The organism is Photobacterium sp. OFAV2-7, assembly GCF_022347985.1.
GTDB lineage: Bacteria > Pseudomonadota > Gammaproteobacteria > Enterobacterales > Vibrionaceae > Photobacterium.
This window is the reverse complement of record NZ_JAKRFQ010000139.1, coordinates 1-7,873: the sequence shown is the minus strand read 5'-3', so window position 1 is coordinate 7,873 and position 7,873 is coordinate 1. Positions and strand designations below refer to the sequence as shown.

Here is a 7,873-nt window from a genome sequence, read left to right as displayed (position 1 = left end):
GGTGTGAATACTCTATTCCATACCGCGGTGACTGGCGTGATTATGGATGGTGATGCCTTTAAGGGTGTGGTTATCGAGTCAAATGCGGGCCAGAGCGTGATTCTTTCGAGGATGATTGTCGATGCCTCTGGTGATGCGGCCTTGATTGCCCGGGCGGGAATGGATTATTTCTTCGGTGATAACGGACGTATTCAAAACCCGACTATGTTTTTCCGTATCGCCGGTGTCGATATGGACAAATACCTCGACTACTACGGCAATGACACGATCTGTCCGCCGAAAGTGACAGAAAATATTCTGGCTGCCAACCAGCAAGGTGATTACGACCTACCTCGCCACAAAATCTGGATTTTCCCGACAACTCGCCCCGGTGAGCTGATGGTAAATGCAACGCGCCTGGCTGGCCAGGATGGTCGGATGCTCAATGTTATCGATCCGAAAGATTTCACTGAAGCCGAGGTGTTTGGTCGCCGTCAGGTTCGTGATTATGCCAAGTTCCTGAACAACTATGTGCCGGGTTGCGAGGATGCGTATGTGGTTGATACCGGGGTTGAGGTGGGCATTCGCCAGACTCGTTCTATTGTCGGTGTCGAAACCCTCAGCAATGACGATGTGGTCAATTGCCGCAAACGAGAAGACGGTATTTGCCGTACGCCTTGGCCAATTGAGCTGCACTCTGGAGACAAGCCGAAACTGCACTGGTTGATTGATGATTACTACGATGTGCCGTTCAGCACCTTGGTACCGGTTGTCGGTGAAAACATCATTGTTGCTGGACGTTGCCTGAGTGCCGAGCATGAAGCGCTGGCGTCTGCCCGTGTAACGGCACAGTGTTTTGAATACGGACATGCAGCAGGCATTGCTGCTGTCAAAGCGATTAATGAAAATAAACGAATCCGAGACCTGAAAGGCGAGGATATCCGCTCTACTATGATCGAAAATGGTAGTGCCCTGTAAGGAGAACATCATGAAAGATACCGTGATCAAACGAGTTGAACTGTACGCTGTTGCTGACCGTGACGCTCCGCCGATTCCTTGGGCTGATAACCAGGAGCCTCTGCTCTACACTAACAATATCGTTCGGATCATCTGTAATGACGGTACCGAAGGGGTGGGTGCAACGATCAGCTACACCGAAAATGACTTTGACCGTTGCATTATCGAAGCCATGCGTACTATCGTTCCTGGCCTGATCGGCAAAAACCCGCTGATGACCGAAGAGCTCTATTCCTGGCTGCAGGCGCGTTGCTCATGGGGGGGACTACCGGCAAAATCTCCGATTGATATCGCAGCTTGGGATATCAAGGCGAAAAAAGCAGGCATGCCACTTTATATGCTGCTCGGCGGTGCCCGCCACAAGATGCTCTCTTACGCGTCGACGCCAATGTTCGATACGGTTGAAGACTACTTCCCGTATGTTGATGATTGCATTGAGCACGGCTTTACTGCGATCAAGCTGCATTGCTACTGCGTCTATGAGAAAGACGTCAAGCTGGTCAATGCCATTCAGGAGCGTTATGGCCACACTGGTGTCCGTTTCATGCTAGATACTGCTACCTTCTACACGCCTGCTGAGGCGATGAAGATGGCCAAGTTGATGGAAAGCTATGACTGGGAATGGCTGGAGGCCCCGGTTTCCGATTATGACTATAAGACTTACCAGCGTCTGGTTGATAAAACGGATCTGGAAATCTCCAGCCACGGCAACTGTCTGCTCACTTTACAGGAAGTCACCTACGCTCTGGGTAACGGTTTCTGGTCAGATGTTCGCCAGGATGCTACTGTTTGTGGCGGTATCACGCCGTTGAACAAGTGTTTTGCTATTGCGGAAGGTCACTCGAAGAACCTTGAGATCCAAAGCATGGGATATACCATTACTCAGGCAGCCAACTTGCATGTGGCACTGGCTCACCATAACTGTAAGTTCTTCGAGCAGTTTTATCCGTATGAAAGCTTCGAGCTGGCATCTAAGACGCAGATCCGGACCGATAAGGATGGGTATGTCCACGCACCGGAAGGCAATGGTCTGGGTGTGGAAATGGATTGGGATGCAGTCCGGGAAAGCTCGGTCGCTCATTATATTTTCGAATAATTATAACAATACCTTACATTAGCAATGGAAATTCCACTTCCATATATCCACGGTGACGATGTGGAAGTGGTTTACTAATAAATGGGACAAACGTGATGAAAAGTACGACGGGAAGAAGTAACTTTGACAGGTTTAGCATCATTACCTCATTAGTTATAGTATCTATTATTTCAATATTCTTTTTAACTAACCCCGATAAGGCAATCAAGATTGCCGGTGATATATTTACACTGATTGCATATAACTTTGGTACTCCAATTCTTTGGTATGCATTCGGACTTGTTATTCTTGCTGCCTTTTTTGTATTTAGTAAATACGGGCATATCCGGATGGGAAATGAGAAACCTGAATTCTCGACCTTTTCCTATATCGCCATGATGGCACTTGCCGGTGTTGGTTCTGGTACGGTTTACTGGGCATTTCTTGAGTGGTCTTATTATATTAAGACACCGCCATTCGCTATCGAGGCAGGCTCGGTGACAGCCGCTGAGTGGGCAGTAACTTACAGTCTTCACCACTGGGGGATCATCGCCTGGGCTATCTATGCCATTACCGCTATCCCTGTGATGTACTCCTTCTATATCCGAAAAAACCGTTCACTGAAAATTAGCGATGTTGTGATGTCGATGATTAAAAATAAGGCGACAGCGAAAATTGTCGGTCGCGTTATTGATGTCATGTACCCAATTGCACTTATTTTTGGTTTGATTATTGTTTTGTCTCTTGGTGTGCCAATTATTTCTGCTGCGGTTTCTTTATTACTTGGTGTAGAAGATAGCTTAGCTCTTAAATTATCTATGCTTGTTATTGTTGCTGCATTATTAATTGCCAGTTCATTCTTTGGTATTGAAAAAGGTATGCAGAAAATCAGTAATAACGGTACTTACTTTGTCGTAGCACTTGCTCTGTATATATTAATATTTGGTCCGACTCAGTTTATTCTGGAAAATACCAGTTCTTCAATTGCAATTTGGGCTCAGAACTTTATTAAGATGAGCTTGTATACAGATGCCATTAACCAGGCGAAGTTCCCACAGTCATGGACCGCCTATTTCTGGGCATACTGGATGATCTTCATTCCACTGATGTGTGTGTTTGTTACCAAGGTATCGAAAGGCCGTACGGTTCGCGAAGTGGTTGTGTGTATGATTGGTGGAGGTACTGCTGGGATTGCAGCGCTGTTCTCGATTGTTGGCTCTTTCATGATGAAAACTCAGTTAGATGGCAAGGTTGAAATCAGCAAAATGGTCTCTGATGGCCAAGCCAGTGAAGCGATTGTGAAGGCACTGGATACGCTACCTCTGTCGTCGGTTATCCTGGTTGTGTTCATTATTTCAACCTTCCTGTTACTGGTAACAACCCTGGACGGTTCGGTGTTTACTGTGTCTTGTAATACCCAGAAAGAGCTTGATGAAAAGAACAACCCGTCTACCTACCTGAAAATATTCTGGTGCCTGATTATTATCGCGCTACCGACAATCTTTATTACGGTTAATGCGCCGGTACAGTCGATGCAATCAGCGATTCTAATCTTTGCATTGCCTATTTTGCTGCTGACTTCTTACATGCTGTATAAGACAGTTGGCTATATGCGAGCAGATTACTCACACCTCAATGTGATGGAAATTCAGGCGATGCATAAGCTTGAGCAAGCAGCGGAGAGTGAACAGCAGGCGACAGAAACTGAAGAGGTAGTTCTGAAGGAAAGTCATCAGCAAGGATAATTGATAACCCGCGAGATAAAATTTTAATCTGCGCGATCAAAACCCAACCTGCTTGAAACGCTTCATAGCAATCAAAAGCCATTCGTTTTTACGAATGGCTTTTTCTTTTCTTGGCCGACGACCTTCTTAAAGGCAGTTCTTCTTTGGTAACAGAATATACCTATCCTTCTTCTCATTAGTCAGATTCGAGAAGCCCAACCGGCTGCTATTGTGTTGGAAAAAGGGGAATAGGCTGAAAGTCTAACTTCCCATACATAATAACAGCATAAAATAGGCTAGGTTGGAGTGTTTATCATGAATACTTCTATGTGTATTCTGTTGGCCGTCGCTCTGACGACCGTTGTTTCATGCCGCGACAATTCCAGTGACGATAGTTTTACTGGCGATGTCAGTGCCGCTTCAGGTGAAGGTAATGAAGTTGCCCCGGGTTCGCCTGTCGGGGAAGAACCAGTTCCTGTGCCGCCAGATCCTCCGCCAGAAGAAGAGGAGCCTACGCCGCGAACGGATATTGACGGCTTGCCGTTACCTGATTTAGCCACTGAACATGACTATGTTCGTTATCTGGAAGCCAGGCCGCGTTATTACACAGCGACTACATCGCCGTTTGGCAATGTCAGATCTCAGGATAATACGCCATTTTCAAACCCGGTGAACAATGCGGGAGCAAAGCTGGGGCGGGTATTGTTCTATGATGTCAGGCTCTCTGCTAATAGCACTATATCCTGTGCATCCTGCCATATTCAGCAACACGGCTTTACCGATCCTGCCCAGTTTAGTACTGGCTTTGATGGCGGAAAAACCGGGCGCCATTCGATGAGCCTGACCAATGCGACCTATTATGAGCCGAAGAGCTTCTTCTGGGATGAACACGCAGCCACGCTGGAAGAGCAGGTATTGATGCCGATTCAGGATCCGGTTGAAATGGGAATGAACTTGTTTGATCTGGAAGTGAAGCTGGCAGAAACCAGTTTCTACGCGGAATTGTTCACTCAGGCGTTTGGTGATGAGGCGATAACCAGCCAGCGCATCGCCGAGGCAATGGCGCAGTTTATCCGGGCGATGGTTTCCTATCAGTCTAAATATGATCAGGCGTTTGCCGCCGGAGAGTGGAATGCTCCGGACTTTGAAGCTGTCTTCACCGAGCAGGAGATGCTAGGGCATAAGCTGTTCTCGGGGTTCCCTGTCGGCAGGCAGGCTTCGTTAGGCTGTATTGAATGTCACCAAACCTCTGCACATACCATGGATCGCAGCCATATCAACGGCTTGGATGCAGATACCAGCGGCGATCCGGGAGCCGGAGGGGGCTTCTTTAAATCTCCGTCACTGAGAAACATCGCGGTTGGTGCGCCTTTCATGCACGACGGGCGGTTTAGTACGCTGATGGAAGTGGTTGAGTTTTATAATAGCGGAGTACAGCCCCACCCGAATCTCAGCCCGGATTTAAGACGCAATGGCAGCCCGACGGGGGCACCGGTGAGGATGAATCTGGATCAGGAGGAGAAAGAAGCGCTGGTGGCATTTCTGCACACGCTGACCGATGAGACTTTTCTTTCCGATCCCATGTTTAGCGATCCGTTTGAAGAGTGATTGGCAATAGGGTGAAGCGAAAGAAAGAGTTGGCCAGCTTGACGGAATGTTGAGCTGGCCAATGATGCTAATAAGGCGGATTAGCCGCCCCAGCTCTTGCTGCCGCTGGATGACTTGCTCCAGCTTGATTTGGCCGAAACGGTCGAGCCAAAACCGCCACGTGAAATGGTACGGCTGACAGTCGGCTTGGGCTTCATCTGATCTCTTGTCACCCTTACCTTGCTCTTCTTATAGCTGCTGCGGCCATAATCGTAACCGTCTGCGGTAGTCCAGCGATCGTAGAAGACGCTACCCGGGTAATAGGAGCGAAACATCGGCTGAGAATAATAGCCGCGGTCTCTGTCCAACATCCGGCCAAACATGAAGCCGGCCATGGCCGGCATGTACCAGTTATTGTTGGATGTTTGCATACATGCATTCATCCCGAACTCAGCGGTACAGTCATATTCCGAACGGTATTTAGGCGCTGTGCGTTCTGCTTCTTCCAGTGCCTCTTGATAGGCTGCACGACACTCCTGGCTATAGTTGGGGTTGTCATCAAGGCAGTCATCCAGTGTATGGTAGATCACCGCTTCGCTGCCGTTATCGCTACAGCCGGAAAGAAAGGCACCGGCAAATGCTACTGAAACCGGCTTTACCGAAAAGGTTCGCCAGTTTTTGCGCATACTTGCCAGTACGACCTGCTTACTTCGTTTCATGACGGGCGCTCCTAGTAGGTCATGCAGGCAGCATTGAGCAAGCCTACAGATACTGAAGTGGCGGCCATCATGATACCGGCCGGGATTTCGCCCGCTTCGATACGTTCAACGATTTTAGGCATAAAGCCAAAGCGGACAATATAGAAGGCGATTAACTGCGCAAGCAGCGCCACAATACCCCAAATCGCAAAATCGATAAGGTTGACGGAGTTGCTTGCTGCGCCGGCAATCGCCAGGCAGTAACCCAGAATAGATCCGGATAGGCCGATGGCGGCGGCAACATTCTGGCCGTCTTTCACTAGCTTCCATTCATCATGCGGTGTAAAGCGAACATAGATCACTTTAAACAGCATCAAAAAAGCGAGAGACAGTGAGAAGTAGAGTAAAAAGGCGCCAAGGCCCGCCAGTGAATCGGTAAAAACTTCCATTTGAAATCCTAATTGTTAAAAGGGCTGGTTAGCCAATGAGCTTGAAATCAGTCGGTGTCAGGTTGATGCCAGTACTGATAGCCAGACTGCGCTCGGCGCGGTTGTGAATGATTTTTTCTTCCCCGGCAACAAAGACCGATTCGAAAATATCATTACCGATATCCCGTTCATAAATCATCACAAACTGATCGGTTTCGCTGATGGCACCATTTTCGAGCCAGGTCTTCTCCGTCATCACTACAGGGCGGCTATTTTCCCAAACTTTTTCAAACGAGTGACCTTCCAGCTCCCAGCTCGGTTGCACTAGCTGATTATCTAGCAGGTGGTTCCACTCTGATTCGGTATCAATCGGCTTGGTATCGTAGAAATAGTAGAGTTTGACCTCGCTGATGTCGGCCTCATCTGGTCCGTGAGTCAGAACCTGTATAAATCCTTCGTCATCGGTGTAGTAACGTAATAGCCGAGTTTGCTCATCCAGCTCAACCTCACCCACGGCTTTGATAAGCTGGGTACGAGCGGCACCTTCGATAACCAGATCCGGTTCGATAAGGCGCAGTTTCAGGTCATCTAACTCAAAGGCTCCGCCCAGTCTTAGTCCCATAATCTCCGGGGCTTGGGGAAGTGATTTTTCCGGTGTTTTTTTCTTTTTAAACCAATCAAACATAGTGACTCCTGAGCATTAACTCCCGCCTGCTCAAAGGCTAAATGCTAGTTTCGGTAGTTAACCATTGGTGCTACCACTGAAAATCATCAACACGCTCGTCCGATATATAAAATAGCTTGCTTCCGGGCAGAACTTCACGTTGTAGCGAAGGGTTGAGTTCGACACCGTCTCCGCTATCAATCGCAATCAATGTGGCTTCGTATTGTTGCTTAAAGGTCGCGAACAATGCCTCGATTGTTGTCTTCGTCGCGCTTTCAGGGTAGGTAACAGAATATTGCGTCATTCCCTGAGTTGTGCTAAGCAGTTCATGGTGAAGCTCGCTGGAGCCCGGATCTACCGCTGCTTTTGCCAGCATTTCCACTGCCACTGACGGAATACATTCGGCATTCGGACAGTGTTGTTTTAACAACTGGCTGAGGGCCTCGTCGTGAAAATAGGCCAGCAGGTGAGCATTCGAGTTTTTGCTGGCACAGAACAGGGCAGCTGACAGCGTGATGTCATCTTCAGGGTTATCGATAAGGATACAGCTGGCATTTTCTATTCCTGCTCGCTGCATGCCTTCGTTATCCGTGAAGCTGGCAACGCGGACAAATTCAACTTCGCCCGGGAGCGGGTTTTCGATTTCCGGGCGAACACACAGCACAATCGGACGGTTGCCTTTTTCTTCATGCTGCAGCATT

General features: G+C 48.4%; 7 protein-coding genes and 1 pseudogene. 4 read left to right on the top strand and 4 right to left on the bottom strand.

The annotated features are described in order from the left end of the window. From MHN01_RS09975 to MHN01_RS09960, 4 genes are all read left to right on the top strand, one after another. Positions 1-957 (top strand): FAD-dependent oxidoreductase (locus tag MHN01_RS09975; protein WP_239411216.1); only part of this gene is annotated, 957 nt, incomplete at its 5' end. A 10-nt stretch (positions 958-967) separates the two neighbouring features. Then, complete coding sequence (locus MHN01_RS09970; RefSeq protein WP_075762641.1) at positions 968-2,092, top strand: mandelate racemase/muconate lactonizing enzyme family protein; 1,125 nt, start codon at positions 968-970, stop codon at positions 2,090-2,092. Positions 2,093-2,187: 95 nt separating this feature from the next. Beyond that, the gene (locus MHN01_RS09965) at positions 2,188-3,816 is read left to right on the top strand and encodes a BCCT family transporter (RefSeq protein WP_239411215.1); all 1,629 of its coding nucleotides are present in this window, start codon (positions 2,188-2,190) and stop codon (positions 3,814-3,816) included. A 294-nt stretch (positions 3,817-4,110) separates the two neighbouring features. Further along, positions 4,111-5,403: a cytochrome-c peroxidase gene (locus tag MHN01_RS09960; protein ID WP_239411214.1), complete on the top strand. Its 1,293-nt coding sequence runs from the start codon at positions 4,111-4,113 to the stop codon at positions 5,401-5,403. 80 nt (positions 5,404-5,483) lie between these two features. Here MHN01_RS09960 and MHN01_RS09955 read toward each other — a convergent pair whose 3' ends face one another. From MHN01_RS09955 to MHN01_RS09940, 4 genes and pseudogenes are all read right to left on the bottom strand, one after another. Then, entirely contained in the window at positions 5,484-6,101 is a 618-nt protein-coding gene (locus MHN01_RS09955) for a DUF1190 family protein (protein WP_239411213.1), read from the bottom strand. 11 nt (positions 6,102-6,112) lie between these two features. Further along, positions 6,113-6,529: a DUF350 domain-containing protein gene (locus MHN01_RS09950; protein ID WP_239411212.1), complete on the bottom strand. Its 417-nt coding sequence runs from the start codon at positions 6,527-6,529 to the stop codon at positions 6,113-6,115. 28 nt (positions 6,530-6,557) lie between these two features. Then, a complete protein-coding gene (locus MHN01_RS09945; RefSeq protein ID WP_239411211.1) occupies positions 6,558-7,193 on the bottom strand; it encodes a YjfK family protein in 636 nt (211 codons plus the stop codon). 70 nt (positions 7,194-7,263) lie between these two features. Beyond that, positions 7,264-7,873 (bottom strand): annotated as a pseudogene (locus tag MHN01_RS09940) (two pore domain potassium channel family protein); the annotation flags it as partial.

Bases quoted from the DNA above. Each gene is read 5' to 3' on its own strand.
- MHN01_RS09950 (WP_239411212.1), bottom strand. From the start codon at position 6,529: ATGGAAGTTTTTACCGATTCACTGGCGGGCCTTGGCGCCTTTTTACTC.
- MHN01_RS09945 (WP_239411211.1), bottom strand. From the start codon at position 7,193: ATGTTTGATTGGTTTAAAAAGAAAAAAACACCGGAAAAATCACTTCCC.
- MHN01_RS09965 (WP_239411215.1), top strand. From the start codon at position 2,188: ATGAAAAGTACGACGGGAAGAAGTAACTTTGACAGGTTTAGCATCATT.
- MHN01_RS09960 (WP_239411214.1), top strand. From the start codon at position 4,111: ATGAATACTTCTATGTGTATTCTGTTGGCCGTCGCTCTGACGACCGTT.
- MHN01_RS09955 (WP_239411213.1), bottom strand. From the start codon at position 6,101: ATGAAACGAAGTAAGCAGGTCGTACTGGCAAGTATGCGCAAAAACTGG.
- MHN01_RS09970 (WP_075762641.1), top strand. From the start codon at position 968: ATGAAAGATACCGTGATCAAACGAGTTGAACTGTACGCTGTTGCTGAC.